Raw genomic sequence first — 19,008 nt, forward strand, 5'->3', positions numbered from 1 at the left:
TATAGAGGAAAAGCAACCCTGGTTTGTGGTGGTTAAGCACACATATGTGCTTAATGAGTGGAATCGTCGTGAGATCACGCTCGAAAGTTCGCTGTAAGAACAAATATGCGCTTATWGGGGAAAAGTAACTCTGGTTTGTGGTCTGTAAGAACACATACGTGCTTACAGAGTGGGATCGTGGTGAGAGTATGCTCGAAAGTTCGCTGTAAGAACACATATGCGCTTATAGAGGAAAAGCAACCCTGGTTTGTGGTGGTTAAGCACACATATGTGCTTAAAGAGTAGGATCGAAGTATGAGTTGGTCTGTATAGATGTCGATTGCAATGTCGAAGTAGAAACATTGCAATCGACATCTATATCTAGTGTGCGTGTCGAAGTTTGACGAAAAGTATTCTGATTGTAAAATTTTATCAACAGCGTTTTGGTGAACGAGAAGTGCTATCGATTTCTTGAATTATTCGCTTGTATATATCTAGATCTTGTGACTCGTATCTCCGATTATTCCCGAAGCGCATCTTTTAATCGGCTGTTCATGCCTGCGGAAGCAGATGCTTTTCGTATCGATTCAAGCTTCATTTTCTTGATCGTTTCGGCCATTAGATCTTGATCTTTTTCAAGTTTTTCGATGTATTCAAGCAGCTCCGGCACTGTATATCCGGCATCTTTGAACAGTTTTTCTAGCAATGTTCTTATTTGTTCTGCAGTTGTGTTTACGATTTTCAGGACCCCCAAAATAGCAATAAAATGTCACTATCACATCATATCCTCATCTGTTAAAATAGTCGAGTGCGCCAAAAAAATAGATTAATATTTTCTCCATAATTTTCATTGACTACTCCTATATATTGATGTAGAATCAAAAACATCAACTACATATTGATGTGGATTGGTGCCTTCAACGATTACCAGCGGTATATCTTGAACAAGCGCAGCTGACGGAATTGCTAGTCAGAAGCGCTTTTTAATTGCTTGATTACAGTAAGGGAGCGAACGTGTTATGCTAGTCGTCTATGATTCCAAAACAGGCAACGTCAAGCGTTTCATCAAAAAATTGAATATGCGGGCGGTGCCGATTGATGAGAGGGAAGAAGTTGACGAGCCGTTCGTGCTAGTAACATACACAACAGGGTTCGGCCAAGTTCCAGAGAAGGTAACTTCGTTTCTAGAAAGCAACTCTGGCATGCTCCGCGGCGTTTCTGCGAGCGGCAACCGCAACTGGGGAACCGGGTTCGCAAAAAGCGCGGATACGATCTCACAAATGTACGATGTTCCAGTGATTTTGAAGTTTGAATTGTCAGGTACGAATCAAGATACGCAACATTTTGTCGAAAGGGTGCGAACCATTGAAGCATATTGAATTGAATAACGAATTGATGCAGCGCGGTGCAGACGGATTTTACCAGCTTGATAAAGATAAAGAGGCTGTCGCTGCATTTATGGAAGAAGTGGCTGAGAAGAGCGTGAAGTTCGACTCCCTCAAACATAAGCTAGAATACTTAATCGAAAACGATTATTACGATAATGTATACGAAAAGTATACATATGAGCAGGTTGAAGCTGTATTTACACTAACGGCAAACAGCGGCTTTGAATTCCAATCCTACATGGCAGCATCGAAGTTCTATAAGGACTACGCGATGAAGACCAACAACAAATCGCAATACTTGGAACAATATTCCGATCGTGTAGCTATCGTTGCCTTGCATTTGGGCGAAGGCGATGCAGCTAGAGCACTTCGAATTGCGGAAGCGATGATTGACCAACGTTTGCAGCCAGCTACCCCTACCTTCCTCAACGCAGGCAAGAGCCGCCGCGGAGAAATGGTTTCCTGCTTCCTGCTAGAAATGGACGACTCTCTTAACTCCATCAACTATGTACTCGGCACATGTATGCAGCTCTCCAAAATCGGTGGTGGCGTAGCCGTCAACCTATCGAAGCTTCGTGGACGCGGTGAGCCTATTAAAGGCGTAGAGGGCGCAGCAAAAGGCATTATGCCGGTGCTGAAGCTTATGGAGGATGCTTTCTCCTACGCAGACCAAATGGGACAACGCAAAGGTTCTGGTGCAGGCTACTACAATATTTTCGGCTGGGATATTATCGAATTCCTTGATTGCAAAAAAATTAACGCAGACGAAAAAGCACGTATTAAAACTCTTTCGATCGGCCTAATTATTCCGAATAAATTTTATGAGCTAGCTGCTCAAAACAAACCGCTATTCGTGTTCGGTCCACATTCCGTTCAGAAGGCATACGGCAAGCATCTCGACGATATGGATATGGACGAGATGTACGAAGAGCTGCTGGCTAATGAGCTGGTAACGAAGAAAAAAGTAATGAACGCACGCGACATGTTGACAAAAATCGCTTCGATTCAACTAGAATCTGGCTACCCATATATTATGAACAAATCGAATGCTAACAGCGTTCACGCTTTGAAGGATATCGGCTCTATCAAAATGTCCAACCTGTGCACAGAAATATTCCAGCTTCAGGAGACATCGGAAATTAAGGATTACGGCTACGAGGATGTCATTAACCGTGATATTAGCTGCAACCTTGCTTCCCTTAATATTGTTAACGTAATGGAGCACAAAAAGGTGAAGGAATCGGTACATGTTGGTATCGAAGCTTTGACGACGGTTAGTGATTTGTCTAATATCGACAATGCACCAGGCGTTCGCAAAGCGAATGAGGAGCTTCACTCCGTAGGACTTGGCGCAATGAATCTGAATGGATACCTTGCCAAAAACAAAATCGCTTACGAAAGTGAAGAAGCGAAAGATTTTGCCGGCGTATTCTTTATGATGATGAACTACTACTCCATTGAGCAAAGCATGGAAATCGCCAAAGAGCGCGGAATTACTTTCAAAGACTTCGACCGTTCGGAGTATGCGAAGGGCACATACTTCACTCGTTATGTGGAAAATGATTACCGTCCAAAAACAGACCGCGTGAAGGAATTGTTCGACGGTATGGAAATTCCATCACCTGAGGACTGGGCTGCACTTAAAGTAAAAGTCCAAGAACACGGCTTGTACCATGCTTATCGTCTGGCGATTGCGCCTACACAAAGCATTTCGTATATCCAAAATGCGACTTCAAGCGTAATGCCGATTGTTGAGCATATCGAAACACGTACGTATGCAAACTCAACTACTTATTATCCAATGCCTTATTTGGCGCAGGAAAATTACTTCTACTACAAATCGGCTTACAACATTGATCAGTTCAAGCTGATTGATCTTATTGCAGAGATCGGACAGCATATTGACCAAGGTATTTCGACTGTACTGCATGTTAACAGTAATGTGACGACTCGTGAGCTGGCGCGCTTCTATGTTTATGCTGCTCAAAAAGGTCTTAAATCGCTTTATTACACAAGAACGAAGCGGCTTTCCGTTGAGGAATGCACGAGCTGCGCAGTTTAAAATATAAGAAAGTATATGTTTTTCATATACTTTTCTTATATTTCTCCGCGAAACGAAAGCTATGCCTCTAAAAGACGGCATAGCCGTTTACGCTTGAGTACTATTTAAATGACGCTTACGTAGCAAAGAAGGAGCTCACCAAATGAAAGCAGTAAACTGGAACCGCCCAGATGACGATTTCACGTTAACATTCTGGCAGCAAAATGTAATGCAATTTTGGACGGATGAAGAAATTCCGTTATCAGATGATAAAATGGACTGGATGGAAATGACGGACGCGGAGCGCACGCTGTACAAAAATGTGCTCGGCGGTCTGACTTTGCTTGATACGATTCAAGGCGGCGTCGGCATGCCGAAGATTTTGGAGCATGTTGATGGCTTGCAGCGCAAAGCAGTATTGTCATTTATGTCGATGATGGAGCAAATCCATGCGAAATCGTACAGCAGCATCTTCACTACACTTGCTTCTGGCGAAGAGATCGACGAAATTTTCCTGTGGGTAGAGCAGAACGAACAGCTTCAGAAGAAAGCAAACTTGATTTCTTCTTGGTATTCGAACATCACTGGCCCGAAAGAGCTTTACAAAGCGATGGCTGCTTCTGTATTCCTGGAGAGCTACTTGTTCTATAGCGGATTCTTCTATCCGCTTTACTTGGCTGGACAAGGTAAAATGACGAGCAGCGGCGAAATTATCGATTTGATTTTGCGTGACGAGAGCATCCATGGCTTGTACGTTGGCGTTCTAGCACAAGAGCTGTTCCAAACGTTTAGCCCTGAGGAGCAAGCACAGCTGGAAATCGAAATTTATGCATTGCTTAACGAGCTGTACGAGAATGAGATTGTGTATACAGAGCATCTTTATGCGCCGCTTGGCCTTGCTGAGGAAGTAAATGTATACGTCCGCTACAATGCGAACAAAGCGCTTATGAATCTTGGTATGGAGCCGCATTTCCCTGAGGAAGCGGTAAACCCAATCGTGTTCAATGGTATCAGTACGCATACGAAGCAGCATGATTTCTTCTCCAAAAAAGGTAATGGCTACGTACGTACAATTCACGTTGAGCCGCTTAATGATGACGATTTTGTTTTCAACTTCTAATAAAACTTAATTTAAATTCAACATACGAGTCGCTCTTTATTCAGCCTTTTAGGCAGAAAAAGAGCGATTTTTGATTTTTTTATTGAGGAAACAATTGACACATTATTCTTTCGATGTTAGTATTTCCCTCTCAAAACTTGCGCGGAGGTAAAAAATAGTGATTACAGTTCATGGGATAAGTAAATCGTATCAGGTTGCTAAACGCTCTTCAGGCGTTAAGCAAGCAGTAAAGGCATTATTCAAAAGGGAATACAAAGTTGTGGAAGCGCTTAACGATATTTCTTTCACGATTGAGCCGGGTGAAATTGTAGGGTACATCGGACCTAACGGGGCGGGCAAGTCAACGACCATTAAAGTGATGAGCGGCATTCTTGTGCCAGACAGCGGTACATGTACGGTCATGGGTTATACGCCGTGGAAGGATCGGGTCGCGTATGTGAAGCATATTGGTGTTGTTTTCGGTCAGCGTTCTCAGTTGTGGTGGGACGTGCCAGTCATCGATTCCTTCGATCTGCTGCGGGATATTTATAAGGTGCCAGAGCAGGAGTATCAAAGCACATTAGCATTGCTTACAGAAACACTTGAGCTGCAGGAAATTATTCAGATGCCAGTAAGACAGCTTAGTCTTGGACAAAGGATGCGCTGCGAAATTGCGGCTTCCCTGCTGCACAGCCCAAGTGTACTATTTCTGGATGAGCCCACAATTGGCCTCGATGCCGTATCCAAAATCGCTGTGCGCCGCTTCATTAAGACGATAAATGAAGAGAAGGGCGTTACGATCATTTTGACCACGCATGACATGAATGATATTGAAGCGCTGGCGAACCGGATTATTCTTATTGGCAAAGGAAAGCTGCTTTATGATGGCAGCCTAAGTGCGATACGCAGCCAGTTCGGAACACAAAAAACGATAACCGTCGTATACAGCCACCGGGCTGAGCCGCTTGAGATTGCTGGTGCTGTCGTTGAAGAATGGTCACCTGAGCGAGCTGTGCTAAGCGTCAATACAGCTCAGGTTGTCATAAGCGATGTGCTCATCCGTCTGTCTGAGCAGGTGGAGCTTCTCGATGTCACGATTGATACCTTGCCTATTGAAGATATGATCGTTCAGCTGTATAAGGAGCATCAAATATAATGAAAGCGTATATTTCGGTATTTAAGCTGCGTCTCACATACGGATTGCAATACCGTACCGCAGCGCTGGCGGGAGTTGCGACTCAATTTTTTTGGGGTTTCATTATCATTATGGTGTTTGAGGCGTTTTATAGCGGGACAACGACTCCGCCTCCAATTTCATTGAAGCAGCTTATCACATATGTATGGCTGCAGCAGGCTTTTCTTTCGTTCGTTATGTTGTGGTTCCGTGACAATGAGTTATTCGGACTTATAACGACAGGCAATATTGCTTATGAGCTTTGCAGACCTAGCGGCATATACGGATTATGGTATGCCAAGCTTATTGCACAGCGGCTCTCGAGTGCCATTCTAAAAAGTATCCCTGTTTTGATAGTAGCTTTTTTTCTGCCAGAGCCTTACCGGATGCCGCTGCCAGAAGATCCAGCAGCCTTTGTTTTGTTTATCGTTGCATTATTGCTTGGACTGCTTATGATTGTTGCCCTTTCTATGTTGATGTACATATCCGTGTTCGTTACGCTTTCACCGGCTGGCTCGCTGCTTATGTTTGGTGTGATCGGCGAATTTCTGGCGGGAATGGTTATACCCGTGCCTCTTATGCCCTCATGGCTGCAAAATATTGTATATGTGCTGCCGTTTCGATGGACAGCGGATTTCCCATTTCGGGTTTACTCGGGACATATTGCTAAGGAAGAAGCGCTCATCGGCATCGGTGTTCAACTGGTTTGGTTTGTTGTACTAGTGGGCTTAGGCAGGCTGGCAATGGCAAAAGCATTACGTAGAGTTGTTGTGAATGGAGGGTAACCCATATGAGATTGTTCGGTAAATATATTTTGATCATGTTTAAGTCGCAAACGCAGTACCTTACCTCATTTTGGCTGCTCTCCTTAGGTCAATTTTTTGTGCCATTTTCTGTTTTTGCAGGATTATATTTTATGTTTGAGCGTTTTGGCCAAATTGAGGGTTGGAATTTTCAAGAAGTAGCGTTATGCTTTTCTATTATTCATATGTCATTTGCGATTAGTGAATGTTTTGCACGCGGTTTCGATTCGTTCTCTACGCTGGTCGTTAATGGAGATTTTGACCGTCTGCTGGTTAGGCCGCGCAGTACCGTGCTTCAGGTGCTCGGCTCGAAATTCGAATTTTCACGTGTGGGACGGCTGCTGCAAAGCGTAATCATCTTGACGTGGGCTTTAAGTGAGCTTACGATCGAGTGGACATTGCTTAAAACAATAACTCTTATTTTTATGATTTTGAGCGGTGTCTTTGTTTTCTCTGGTATCTTTATACTAGCTGCAACGATGTGTTTTTGGACGGTTCAAGGTCTTGAGATTGCAAATATATTTACAGACGGAGGGCGAGAGATGGCCCAGTATCCGTTAAGCATTTATAAGAAATGGGTGACTCGTTTTTTTACGTTCGTCATCCCTTTCGGAAGTGTCAATTATTTGCCTTTGCTCTACTTGTTAGACAGAACCTCTGGGAATGAACTGCTCTATATGATTTCGCCAATAGCTGGCATCCTCTTTATTTTGCCTTGTCTGCTTGTATGGAACATCGGTGTTCGTCATTATCGCTCGACAGGCTCTTAATATGAACAGCACTTTATGATAACAGCAAAGGAGCGTAATGTTATGAAATCAATAGCGGTACGGGAATTAGCAGCGCAATTATCATTAGAAATATTAGCAGGAGCCGATAAGCTCGATCGACAGATTGTTAAAGCAAGAGCCTATCGACCAGGACTTGAATTTGTTGGATATTACGATTTTTTCCCACAGGAGCATGTTCAAATTTTGGGCAGGAAGGAAATTACATACCTTCATTCCTTAAGTGAAGAAGAACGAAATCATCATATTGGCAATATTGTTAAATATCATCCGCCTTGCTTTGTAGTCACTGCGGGTCAGGAAGGTCTAAAATATTTGACCAAATATTGCGATCAAGAAGGCATTCCTTTGCTGCGAACGAAGCTTCCAACGGTGCAATTGCTTGGCATGCTGGATGCTTACTTACTCAAAACGCTTGCTCCGGAAATATCGATTCATGGGATTTGCTTAAATGTGCTTGGCATTGGCGTGCTGCTGCGCGGCAAGTCAGGCATTGGCAAAAGCGAAACGGCTCATACTCTCATTAAACGGGGCTCAAGGTTAGTTGCTGATGATATCGTTGTACTAAAAAAGCTGAGCTCCCAAACGCTGCTTGGCACGCATAATGAGAAAACAAAGGAGTTTCTAGCTCTGCGCAGCATTGGTCTTATTAATGTTGTTAGATTGTATGGCAGACAGGCGTTTCAAGACGAGACGAGAATTGTACTCGATATTGAATTAACGAAGTGGCGTGATAATGAACTCAATAATGATTTAGAGCTGGAAACCAAATTTACAGATTATATGGGTGTGAATATTCCTCATATTGAAATCCAAGTGCAGCCGGGCAGAGACGTTGCAGGTTTAATTGAGGCAGCCGCGAATAATTGGTACTTAAAGCAGCAAGGCTATAGTGCGGTAGAAGAATTTATGAAACGGCTGGAGCAAGGCTAGCGGCTTTGTCAATAATCCCGATAAAGGATTAACATGCAAACGACTATCCAAATACTTGCAAATCATGTTACACTATGGGCAGAGAAAGCTCATCCTAGCGCACAAGTCCTGACAGATTCGAAGGAGGAAATCGCGTGGAAAACTGCTCAATCGTAACAAAACCTGCGCTTCATTTGGCGGGTATCAGCTACTGCGGTCCATATTCATCCTTTCCGGATGAAGCGATTCGGCTGCAGACCGAGTTTTTGACACGCAAGCACGAGTTGAATGATGCAACAAAATCGACCGTATTGTACAGTCCCTACTTCGGCAATGAAGTGTTTGCTACCTACTGGGCTTGTTATGAAGTCCAGCATCTGGAGGAATTGCCTCCTGGTATGGTGCAATTCACGATTCCTGAACATCGTTATGCGATGGTCGCTTGCTCCAATAAAAGAATCGGCGAAGGGTACGAGCAGCTTCATGCTTGGATAAATGAGTTGCGGCTAGAGAAGCAAGAAAACGCCGTATCGCTGGAGTTGTTTTATATTGACGAGCATCATTTGGAGGAAGAGCCGGTAGAGCTGCTTATTCCGCTCAAAGGATAACCTATATGAAGTGCTTGCACGCAAACGAATCGGAGTATGGAATGGATAACATTCGAGCCGGATCATTTTGTGACAGCAAGCACTTTTTTGTTTGTGATTGAAACAGATTCAGAGAAGAGGATTTCAAATGTCAGCTATGAGAGATGGGAATATGCGCTCGTTTTGGCAGTATGCCAGCAAGCTAGTTATTGCTGGTATTGCGGCTGGTGCTGTGAGTGGAATCGTGTTAGGCTTTACGATGAAGCTGCTTGAGCGCCTTACCGGATCAGCGGTATATGTATTGCTTCTTAATATTGATTTCATGGAATGGCTGCCTTATAAACGAACGGAGACGCTTGAATTTATCCTTCATATGGTTGTTGCACTTCCACTAGGTATTATTTATTTATCCCTGTTGTCGCTTTGGAGAGCTCCGATAGGACTAAGCCTTGGCATGAGTATAGCAGTCGCATGCTGTACGTGGATTCCACTTACACAGCTCTCAGAGCGTACTCCAGCGACTAGCGATGTACAAGCACTGATTTGGTGGTTGCTTGGTCATCTCTTATATGGCGCTGTACTTTCGTTGTTTGGCGTGACATGGAGTAAGAAAGGAATGTTGGAAAAATGAATTATGCGTTATATATTGTAGATGCATTTACGAATGAAAAATTCAAAGGCAATCCTGCCGCCATTTGCATTGTAGACGAGCCTCAGTCTGAACGCTGGATGCAGCAGGTGGCAGCGGAAATGAATCTCTCAGAGACGGCATTTATTGAGCAGGGAGCAGAGCATTATGAGTTAAGATGGTTCACACCGATTGCTGAGATTGATTTATGTGGACATGCTACACTTGCTACAGCACATATATTATGGGAAACAGGAAGACTGCCACAGCACGAAACGGCGCGATTTATGACGAAAAGCGGGTTATTGACTGCTGTGCATAAAGGGGACTGGATGGAGATGAATTTCCCTTCCGAGCCGCCGGAAGCAGCTGTTGCACCTGAGGAGCTCATTCAGGGTCTGGGTCTTATTCCGAGATATGTTGGCCGCAATCGAATGGACTATTTTGTTGAGGTAGACAGTGAGGATACACTGCGTACGCTGCGGCCTGACTTTGGGATGCTTGCCCGTCTGAGCGCCCGCGGAATTATCGTTACAAGCCGTTCAACAGATGCTGCGTATGACTTTGTATCTCGGGCATTTTTTCCTGGCACAGGGATCGATGAAGACCCCGTAACGGGTTCGGCCCACTGCGCGCTCGCGCCATATTGGGCGAAGAGGCTCCGCAAGCAGGAGTTAACTGGCTATCAGGCATCGGAGCGCGGAGGGATTGTGAAGGTAAGACCGGAAGGCGAGCGAGTGTATTTGCAAGGACAAGCAGTGACTATTCTGAGAGGACAATTGGAGGGTTAATAATATGTTAATGTTGAAGCTGCCAAAAGAGCAGAAGGAGCAGTTGATTGCTAGCATTCAGCAGTATTTCGAGCTGGAGCGTTCGGAGACGCTTGGATCGATTGCGGCGGAGCAGCTGCTTGATTTTATGATACAAGCGGTTGGGCCGCATGTTTATAATCATGCGATTAAAGATGCTCGCCAAACGGTGCTTGAGCGGATGCAAACGCTGGAAGACGAGCTTTATTCACTAGAGAAGCCGACTGCGGCAAAGCGATAACAATAGGGCTTGGCAGCTGTTAGGTACAGCGAGAAGGCAGGACAGCTATTGAAAATTGTAAGCATATGACGAATATTGAGTACTTACGCTTTTCTCAGAAGCAAACAAAAAAAAGGCACTGACCATCAAGGCTATAAGCCTCATGATCAGTGCCTTTTCATTGTTTATGCTTTTGATTTTTTGGAAGCAGCTGATGATTTGAACGGGGTTACTTTATTTTTGCCCGTCGTTTTGGAATAGTACATCGCTTCGTCAGCCTGCTTAATCATTTCTTGAACAACCTTGCTTTCTTTGGAGGTGCTGAAGCCGACACTTATTGTAACCATCGTTTCCTGCTCGACTCTGCGCCGAATGGATTCAGCTACAATTTCAGGTTTTACGCGCTCCGTGCTAATGCAGCTTAGCAGCTCTTCTCCGCCATAACGGCCCGCTGATCCGATGCCGCTCGATTCTTCCTTAATAATCTCGGAAACCTGCTTCAGTACGCCATCGGCTTTATGGTGGCCATGGGTATCATTCAATTTCTTAAAGTTGTCGATATCGCAAAAAATAATAGCCATCGGCTTGTTGCTCTGAAGCAGCTGCTCCGCCTTCGAAGAGAAATGGCGCCGATTATACAACCCAGTCAAGCCATCCATAATAGATGATTGATAGGTAAACATCAACCTCTCGATCACCCACTCGAACAAGAGAATAAACAACAGGGTATAATATACGATTGGCAGCAGCTGGCTAATCGTCAGCAACCAAGTCAATGAGCCATGAAATACATAGGCATTCGACAGCCTAGCAAGCTCGCTTGCAAAAAAAACGATTAAGCTCGCGTAATATTTGGAGCTCATATGGGCGCTTCTAGTATCAAGCATAATCATGAAAATAACGATTAAACCATAGAAATCGAGTGCCGGGTATGTAAAAGCTTGCGCATGAACGACCGTGTCCATCGAATTGGGCATAATCGCAAATTGTATGCCTGCAATAACGAAAGTCATCATACTCATAATGATAAAGGGAATGACTTTAAGCTGTGCCGTTCGATGAGTATATAATTTCATGAAAACAAAGTTTATAATAATAAAAGATAGGATTTGAAGTATGGTAAAGGCTAAATGTAGAAATGGTGATAATGACCAGCCTGGATAAGCGAGCACGACGAGCAGGCATTGCTTAATAATAATGATTGGGATGGCTGTAATGAGCAAGCGATAAATTCGTTTGTTGCGGTAGCTTACATAAAGCCGAACCGACATGAAGAGCATTAAGATCAGAATGACGATGACCGCCGATGAAGAGAGCAGTTGTCCATTTGGGCCTGAAAGCCATTGTGTAAGAGTCATGAGTTACCCACCGTTATCTAGTATTAGTTTCGATAGCTTTACAGAAACATATGTTCTAATATATCATGTTTTACGGTGAACGAATAGTTGGAATACATGTTTTACGTTGAAAGGATGGGACACATGAATATTTTACAAGCGTTATTTTTTCCACCGGAGCAGCCGGGCGGAGTTTCTTCCATGATCCCGTATATTCAAGATAGATTCATTAAGTTTGGTTGGCAAATGGAATTGTTCTCTCTGCCTAAGCGGGTTAGAAGTAAAGGGCAGGAAGAAGTGACATTCGAAACCTTTGATCACACGATCTACAGCGGCAATGTAATGGTCGATAAATATATTCAAACGTATAAAGATTACGTATGGTGGACAAAGATGCGCATCAAAAAACCATACGATATAATACATGCGCATCATCCGATTGCTGGACTTGTCATGAAGCAGCTATTTCCAGATACTCCGCTTGCGATGACGATCCATTCCAGCTATGAACGGGAGCTTATTCTAAACGGCAAGATTAAAGAGGGCGGACCTGAACACCGATTTCTAATGAGTCTTTATGGCGAGCTGGAGGCGAAGGCGGATCAGTTGCTGACCGTTTCCGAGTCCTTCCGTACCTATATCGCTCCTCATATCAAGCATCCAGAGAAAATAAAGGTTATTCCAAATGGTTTTGACGAGAAACGATTTAAACCGATATCCCATGAGAATGCGGTAACGCAGCTCATTACGGTGTGCAGGCTCGTCCCTGCCAAAGGGCTCGATGTACTGCTGCGCGCATGTGCAGAGCTTAAGCAAAAGGGTCATCCGTTTGTTCTTCATATCATTGGCGATGGACCGATTCGCGAGGAGCTTGAAGCATTAGCAGTTGAGCTTGATTTGTATGATGATATTATCTTTTACGGCTATATGCTGCATCCGGAAGAGTTTATGCCGTTTTTTGATGTATTTGTATTGCCTTCTCGCGCTGAGGCCTTCGGCTCTGTGTTCGCAGAAGCTGCTTTATGCTCGCTTGCACTTGTCGGCACGAATGTAGGAGGCATTGCCGAGCAAATCGAAGATGGCGTTAATGGATTGTTAGTACCGCCGGAAGATGCGACAGCTCTTGCTGATGCGCTGGAGAAGGTCGTAACCGATCCCACTTATCGTTATCATCTGGCAAGGTCTGGTTCGGATAAAGCCAAAAAGGTATATTCACTTCAACGAGTGATTGCACAGCTGAAAAAAGTTTATATTCATATGAAGCCGGAATAACGGCTCATTCTATCGGAATAGGCGGTTATAAAATGTCGGTACCTTTTCGATTTATCCATGCAGCAGATTTGCATTTAGACAGCCCTTTCCGAGGGCTTGCGAAGGCTCCAGATCAGGTGCGAGAGGTGCTCAGCGAGTCCACCTTTGCAGCGCTGCGTCAGCTAACGCAGACCGCCATTCGCGAGCAGGTGGATTTTATCGTGCTGGCTGGCGATTTGTTCGATGAAGCAGACCGTTCGCTCAGAGCACAGCTTATGCTCGTACGAGAGTGGAAAAAGCTGCAGGAGCATGGAATATCCGTATATGTGATCCATGGAAATCACGACCCGTTAAATGGCGAGCGAGCAGACTTAGAACTGCCGGCAAACGTGCATATATTTGGAGCGGATCAAATGGAATATCGGCCGGCTTACCGTACTAACGGTGAGCTGGCTGCATTTGTTTACGGCAGGTCATACGGAAAACGCGTCGTCTCGGAAAATATAGCTGCGGCTTATCAAATACAGCAGGAAGCGCCCTTTCATATCGCGCTGCTGCACGGAAATGTTGATGGCGATGGAACGCATGACCCGTATGCGCCATGCTCGCTGAGCGAGCTTATCGGGGGCAAGGGCTTCGATTATTGGGCGTTAGGCCATATCCATAAACGAAGGGTGCTGCATGAATACCCTCATGTCGTATACGCAGGCAACACACAAGGAAGAAATCCGCGTGAAGTAGGAGCAAGGGGCTGTTACTTGGTGGAGGTAACCGCTGCTAGAGCGGTAGAGCTGACCTTTATGCCGCTGGATGAAGTCAGGTGGCACGAGTATGACTGTTCCATCTCTGAGCTGAGTACAGAACAGGAGCTTTTGCAGCAATTGGAAGGTCTAATTGACAGAATATTAGCTGAAGCGGAAGGCCGCTCGGTTATGCTTCGACTTTGTTTGACAGGTCGCGGGCTGCTGCATCAGAAGCTCTCGGAGCCAGCGATTGTTCGAACGCTGCTTGAGCAATTGCAGGAGGGCAGGGCGATATCGTCAGCTGAACCATGGATCTTCGTGCATGGACTAGAGGTGAATACAGGGGCTGCGATCAACTGGGAGGAGCTGGCGGTGGAAGACAGCTTTACCGGAGAGCTCGTTCGATTTAGCGCAGCATTAACGGAGGATGAGAAGTTATGGCAGGATTTTGCCAAAAATGCTGTGAGCCCGGCAGCAGGGCATGCGAAGCTTGGCAGACTTATGTTTAACCAATGGGACGAGCCTCCCGAGCGCTGGCTAGAGCAAGCCCGCGAGCTGACGCTTGGTTTGCTTCATGATCATGAACGTGGCGGATGATGATAGGGCGAGTGCAGCTTGTTTCTGCATAAGCCTATAGGAGATGACAAGTAGCATGAAGCTTTTGAAGGCTGAAATTGACGGTTTCGGACAGCTATATAGGAAGCAAATACCGCTCGATGCGGCGGTCATTATCGTATATGGTCCAAATGAAGCGGGAAAAAGCACGATGTTCGGCTTTATCCGATCGATGCTTTTTGGTTTTGCCAAACGCGGACAGTCGAATGAGCGGCAAGAACCGGTGAATGGCGGCAAGCATGGCGGTCGGATGTTTTTTCAAAGTGCAGAAGATGAAGCATACGTGGTTGAGCGATATGCGGCTGACGGATTAGGCAAGCTTAAGCTGCGCGCTTTAAGCCATGCAGCTGGCAATGACGAATTGTTAAATGATCCATTCATTAGCGTCATTGCTGCAGCAGATAAATCTCTCGAAGAAGTAGCGCTCACACAAACGGAATGGGAACGGCAGTTTCTAGGAGGCATTAGCGAAAAATTGTATCGACAGTTATTCGCTATTACGCTGACTGAACTGCAAGAAGTCGGAGCGTTGTCGGGAGAAGAGCTTGGACAATATTTGTATCAAGCAGGGTGGGACAACGGAAAATCGATAGCAGCAGCTGAGAAGCGTTTAGCACAGGAGATGGACCTCCTCTTTAAGCCTCGCGGAGCTAATCAACAAATTAATCAACATTTGAAAACGCTTGAGCAAATAGATGTTCAGCTTCGGAAGCGCGCAGATGCCATTGTCTCCTACAACCAGTTGACGCAGCAGACGGGCCAGCTGGATGCATCCTTGCAACAGCTGGAATTGGAGCTGCCAGCAAAAGAAGCAAGGCAAATGCTGTTTCATAAAGCTTGCACGACTAGGCCATTGTGGATTCGCAAGCAGCAGCTGATGATGGAGCGCGAGCAAGTCGCTTACGCTGCAGAGCTCTCGCCGCATGCGGAGAAGGAATGGGACGAGCTGAAAAGGCAAAGAGCTGAGCTGCGCGAAGAAGCTGAGAAGCAAAGGCAGAAAGCGCTGCTGATGGAGCTGCAGCTTGAAGCGATAAGTTATGATGAGCAGCTTCTCCGTATTGGAGATGAGACGGAAGCACTGCTTCAGGCAGCTGAGAGTATGCGTCAGCTGAAGCAGGACAGCATAGAGCTGGAATCAGAGCTACGCGAGCATGATGAGATGATTGCAAGGCTCGTTACCAGCATCGCGCCGGAATGGACAGAGCGTCAGCTGAGGGAGCTTCACGTTACGATAGCCGATCGTGACTTTGTGCGCAGCGCCAGGCAGCAGGAGCTGGAGCACGCGCGAGGAGAGGAGCGACTCGCGGCTGAGCTTGAGACGCTTAAGCAGCAGGAGCAGGAAGCGTCTATCGCTTTGGAGGAGGCAAGGTCAGCCGCCGCACGGGAGAAGGAGCGCAGCGAGCAGGAGGGCAGCACCGGATTTGAGGTGCTGCCGCGCACGCGAGATGCGCTGAAAGGGGCGTGGAACGCCCTCGATAGCGCGCTGCGCGAGTGGGAGCTCGAGCGGGCGCGCTCTGCCGGAGCCGCTGCAGCCGCAAGTGATAGCGAGTCGGCTGGCCGCGGCGCGGCAGCTTCGGGCCGAGGCGGAGCCGGCCCTTGGTGGGCTGCGGCGGCAGGAGCGGGCGGAGCCGCGCTGGCGCTTGGAGCTGCCGCGCTTGGCGGAGCAGGGCGCGGTGCAGGTATTGCTGCGCTGGCGCTGGCGGGAACGGCGCTTGCGTTTGTTGTTGTGGCGCTGCTGCGGAGTCGTGGCGCTGGGGCTGCTGCTGCAGGCGAGAGCAGCGATCAGCTGCGTGGACGCGGACGTTCGCGAGGGCGCGGCGGAGCAGCTGCGCTTACTGGCACGGAACTTAATGAACGAGAAAAACGAGTGCATCAAGCTTTAGAGATGATTGTACATAATCCGCAAGAGGCAGCGGCTGCCCTGCTTGCGGCAAAACATTACAGCTCGCCAGAGCATCTGCTCGCTGCGGAACAGGCGCGCACACAGCTGCGCGCCGCAGTCGAAGCCCGTCTCGAGGCGCTGCAGCGCAGCGAGCGCCTCATCGACCATAGCAGCGAGCTCGCCCGCCGCCTAGAGCGGCTGCGCGCGCACGCTGCAGGACGCAGCGAGGCTGCCGCCGCTGCTGCACAAGCAAGGCAAGCCATCGCCCATCAGTGGGCTGACTGGCTTGCAGCTCGCTCACTGCCGGCGGGAATGTCGCCGGCCGCTGCGCTCGAAGCATTCGAGCTTGCCGAGCAAGCTTTGCAGCGGCTGCAGCATTATGACCGGCTGTCGGCGAAACAAGCCGCCGCAGGCAAACAGCTGGCTGCTTTCGCTGCGCAAGCAGCTGAACTGTGCGGGCATTTCAAGGAAGCTGCCGCAGCGGCTGCTGCTGACCCAGCCCTCGCGCTGCGCCTGCTGCATGCCGAAATTCGCCGCCATGCTGCAGCCAAACAAGAAGCACGCGCTATTATTGCGCGCCGCGATGAGCTGCGCATGGCGCAGCAGGCTGCTGAATCCCGGCAGCTTGAGCTAGAGAGCCAAGTGTTGATTGCAGTGGAAGCGGCTGGTCTATCAAGTGAAGCCCAATATGAGCTGGCCATTTCACATCATAGGATATGGACGGCGCTTGAGCTTGAGTTGTCGAAGCTTGCGTTGGAAATAACGGCTGGCATGTCAGCGGAGAGAATTTCCGAGCTCGAGCATTTGTTTGGCAGCTATGATGAAGAGCAGCTGCAGCAGCTGCATTTGGAGTCGCAGACGGAGCTGAAAGAGCTGGAGCGGCAAAAGCAGGAGCAGCTTGAAAAGCGGGGGAGAGTGCGGCAGTCGCTAGACCATCTTCTGCAGGAAGAGGAGCATCAAAAGCTGCTTTCTGATAAAGCGATGACGGTTGCCCAGATCGAGAAGGATGCAGAGCGGTATGCGGTTCTTTCTATTAGTGCAGCATTAATTAGCCGAACTAAACGTGTTTATGAAGAAGAGCGTCAGCCTGTCGTGCTTCGCAATGCGTCGCGCTTTATGATGGAGCTGACAGGTGGCAAATATATTCGGGTACTTACAACGCCAGGCGAACCGGGAATCAGGCTGGAAACAGCGGAGCACCGTCTCATCGACAGCGGAATGTTAAGCAGAGGAACAGCGGAGCAGGTTTATTTGGCGATGCGCCTTGCTTTGGCGGAGGAAGCAACAAGTGGAGCGAAGCTTCCTCTTATGCTGGATGATGTGTTTGTTAATTTCGACAAAGGCAGGCTGCATGCAGTAACCAAGCTGCTCGCATCCTTATCGAGTGAAAGGCAAATTATAGTTATGACGTGTCATGAGCATGTTCGAGACGCAATGCTTGAGCATTGCGAGGGTGCGTTACTCGTACAAATATGATGATTTATAGCAGCCAGCTGCTCTCTAATGAGTAATAACACGTTTGCGGATAATTAAGATGAGCCAGCCCAAGCTGACCAAGCCGAATAACGGATAAAGAGTTGATAGCAGCGGACCAAATCCGATTTGGCTGGCTACATAACAAATCGCGAGGATAAGAAGTACAATCAAGCTCCGAGCCCATTTCAAACGCTCATGAAGCTGAAGGGTGAGGCCGTAAATGTCTGCAATGAGTGTCGTGAAGATTTCAGCGAAAATAATGAAAACGTAAATAAACTGTACGCTAGGCCCTAGCTGCCTAGCAATCCCGCCCATCGGTATTGCGAATTGTTGAATGCCTGGCATATGAACGGAAAGTGCGATGTGACCAGCCAGCAGCATGAACCCAATTCCGATTCCTCCGACCCATGAGCCAGCAATAATGACTTTGCGGTCACGAATTTCTGCTCCCAGCGGTACAAGCACAGCTTGTGACATTGAGAGGTTAAAGGCGGTATATAAAAAAGGTGAAGCCCAAGCGGCCCAGATGGAATGGTCGCTTGATAAAGTAATGAACTTGTCTGCGCCTGGCGTTTGAAATGTATTGATTATGATGAGTACAGTGAACAGCAGCATAACAGGGACGACGATCGCATTGACCGTCAGAATAGCATTCATTCCTTTGCGCAGCAAAAAATAACAAGCGGCAATCGTAATAAGCAGACCTGATTGATAAGAAATATTCCAATGCTCATAAAAGATGGTGCCGGCACCTGCGAGCATAACAGCGGTTACGCCAAGGAGTACGACTAACATAAAGTGGCTGATAAGTCGTCCATATTTGTCGCCGAACAATGCTTTATTTAAGTCTTCGTACGACTTTGCTCTAATTTCACTTGCAATGAGCATCATCTTGGTGCCTAGCCAAATGAACAAAATGGTAGATATAACAATCGTGACCGTACCCCAGTAACCGAAGCGGGTAAAAAACTGAAGTATTTCTTGGCCGGTGGCAAAACCGGCCCCCACGATTGTCCCCATGTAAGTTGAAGCGATTTGCAATACTTTCCCAGTACGTTTCCACATCGTCTACCGTCCTCCGTTCGAAAACCCTCTATAATTAGAAGGTATGTCCAAACGGGGACAGGCATGACTTTTTTCAAAATATTACGATTTTCTACGGGATATTTAGAAGCAGAGAGGGCCTTAATTCTAGTAGCGGCGGTAGTGCTGTGGTGTATTTCCTTCAATGGCAGCCTTGGTTTGCTCTTTACATTAGTTACGCATGCTAAATTCT

Annotated in this window: 17 protein-coding genes; 14 read left to right on the plus strand and 3 right to left on the minus strand. The window is 47.0% G+C overall.

What is annotated here, in order from left to right:
- Positions 1–499: 499 nt before the first annotated feature.
- Positions 500–685 carry a hypothetical protein gene (locus tag AC1DOV_RS18615; RefSeq protein WP_430061736.1) on the minus strand — a complete coding sequence of 62 codons (186 nt, stop codon included), beginning with the start codon at positions 683–685 and terminating at the stop codon, positions 500–502.
- A 313-nt stretch (positions 686–998) separates the two neighbouring features.
- Here AC1DOV_RS18615 and nrdI point away from each other — a divergent pair, with 313 nt between their 5' ends.
- The 11 genes from nrdI (at position 999) to AC1DOV_RS18670 (ending at position 10,449) form a co-directional block, all read left to right on the plus strand.
- Positions 999–1,358 (plus strand): class Ib ribonucleoside-diphosphate reductase assembly flavoprotein NrdI, encoded by a 360-nt coding sequence (gene nrdI / locus AC1DOV_RS18620; RefSeq protein ID WP_076270063.1) that lies wholly within the window; start codon positions 999–1,001, stop codon positions 1,356–1,358.
- Positions 1,345–3,429 (plus strand): class 1b ribonucleoside-diphosphate reductase subunit alpha, encoded by a 2,085-nt coding sequence (nrdE, locus tag AC1DOV_RS18625; protein ID WP_076270062.1) that lies wholly within the window; start codon positions 1,345–1,347, stop codon positions 3,427–3,429. The genes nrdI and nrdE overlap by 14 nt, the downstream gene beginning before the upstream one ends.
- A gap of 142 nt (positions 3,430–3,571) precedes the next feature.
- On the plus strand, positions 3,572–4,528 hold the full coding sequence (nrdF, locus tag AC1DOV_RS18630; RefSeq protein WP_076270061.1) for a class 1b ribonucleoside-diphosphate reductase subunit beta: 957 nt from the start codon (positions 3,572–3,574) through the stop codon (positions 4,526–4,528).
- Between the two features lie 157 nt (positions 4,529–4,685).
- Positions 4,686–5,663, plus strand: coding sequence for an ABC transporter ATP-binding protein (locus AC1DOV_RS18635; RefSeq protein ID WP_441882176.1), 978 nt, complete (start codon positions 4,686–4,688; stop codon positions 5,661–5,663).
- Positions 5,663–6,466 carry an ABC transporter permease gene (locus AC1DOV_RS18640; RefSeq protein WP_339208552.1) on the plus strand — a complete coding sequence of 268 codons (804 nt, stop codon included), beginning with the start codon at positions 5,663–5,665 and terminating at the stop codon, positions 6,464–6,466. Before AC1DOV_RS18635 ends, AC1DOV_RS18640 begins: the two co-directional genes overlap by 1 nt.
- Before the next feature lie 5 nt (positions 6,467–6,471).
- Positions 6,472–7,254 carry an ABC transporter permease gene (locus AC1DOV_RS18645; RefSeq protein WP_076270058.1) on the plus strand — a complete coding sequence of 261 codons (783 nt, stop codon included), beginning with the start codon at positions 6,472–6,474 and terminating at the stop codon, positions 7,252–7,254.
- A gap of 42 nt (positions 7,255–7,296) precedes the next feature.
- Positions 7,297–8,205: an HPr(Ser) kinase/phosphatase gene (gene hprK / locus AC1DOV_RS18650; RefSeq protein ID WP_477550713.1), complete on the plus strand. Its 909-nt coding sequence runs from the start codon at positions 7,297–7,299 to the stop codon at positions 8,203–8,205.
- Positions 8,206–8,339: 134 nt separating this feature from the next.
- Complete coding sequence (locus AC1DOV_RS18655) at positions 8,340–8,792, plus strand: GyrI-like domain-containing protein (RefSeq protein ID WP_076270056.1); 453 nt, start codon at positions 8,340–8,342, stop codon at positions 8,790–8,792.
- 127 nt (positions 8,793–8,919) lie between these two features.
- The gene (locus tag AC1DOV_RS18660) at positions 8,920–9,402 is read left to right on the plus strand and encodes a hypothetical protein (RefSeq protein WP_477550714.1); all 483 of its coding nucleotides are present in this window, start codon (positions 8,920–8,922) and stop codon (positions 9,400–9,402) included.
- Positions 9,399–10,190 (plus strand): PhzF family phenazine biosynthesis protein, encoded by a 792-nt coding sequence (locus AC1DOV_RS18665; RefSeq protein WP_477550715.1) that lies wholly within the window; start codon positions 9,399–9,401, stop codon positions 10,188–10,190. Before AC1DOV_RS18660 ends, AC1DOV_RS18665 begins: the two co-directional genes overlap by 4 nt.
- 4 nt (positions 10,191–10,194) lie before the next feature.
- Positions 10,195–10,449 (plus strand): DUF2164 domain-containing protein, encoded by a 255-nt coding sequence (locus AC1DOV_RS18670; RefSeq protein ID WP_076270054.1) that lies wholly within the window; start codon positions 10,195–10,197, stop codon positions 10,447–10,449.
- Between the two features lie 164 nt (positions 10,450–10,613).
- Here the strand turns inward: AC1DOV_RS18670 and AC1DOV_RS18675 are convergent, their stop codons facing one another.
- Positions 10,614–11,786, minus strand: coding sequence for a GGDEF domain-containing protein (locus AC1DOV_RS18675; protein WP_076270053.1), 1,173 nt, complete (start codon positions 11,784–11,786; stop codon positions 10,614–10,616).
- A gap of 123 nt (positions 11,787–11,909) precedes the next feature.
- Between AC1DOV_RS18675 and AC1DOV_RS18680 the strand changes: the two genes are divergently transcribed.
- From AC1DOV_RS18680 to AC1DOV_RS18690, 3 genes are read left to right on the plus strand one after another with little or no spacing between them, the layout of a single operon-like run.
- Complete coding sequence (locus AC1DOV_RS18680; protein ID WP_339208561.1) at positions 11,910–13,037, plus strand: glycosyltransferase family 4 protein; 1,128 nt, start codon at positions 11,910–11,912, stop codon at positions 13,035–13,037.
- Positions 13,038–13,069: 32 nt separating this feature from the next.
- Positions 13,070–14,356, plus strand: a complete 1,287-nt coding sequence (locus tag AC1DOV_RS18685; RefSeq protein WP_477550716.1) for a metallophosphoesterase family protein — start codon at positions 13,070–13,072, stop codon at positions 14,354–14,356.
- Between the two features lie 55 nt (positions 14,357–14,411).
- Entirely contained in the window at positions 14,412–17,732 is a 3,321-nt protein-coding gene (locus AC1DOV_RS18690) for an AAA family ATPase (RefSeq protein ID WP_477550717.1), read from the plus strand.
- A gap of 24 nt (positions 17,733–17,756) precedes the next feature.
- Here the strand turns inward: AC1DOV_RS18690 and AC1DOV_RS18695 are convergent, their stop codons facing one another.
- Entirely contained in the window at positions 17,757–18,797 is a 1,041-nt protein-coding gene (locus tag AC1DOV_RS18695) for a YkvI family membrane protein (RefSeq protein ID WP_076270049.1), read from the minus strand.
- Positions 18,798–19,008 lie beyond the last annotated feature (211 nt).

Source organism: Paenibacillus sp. 01T47 (genome assembly GCF_056398245.1).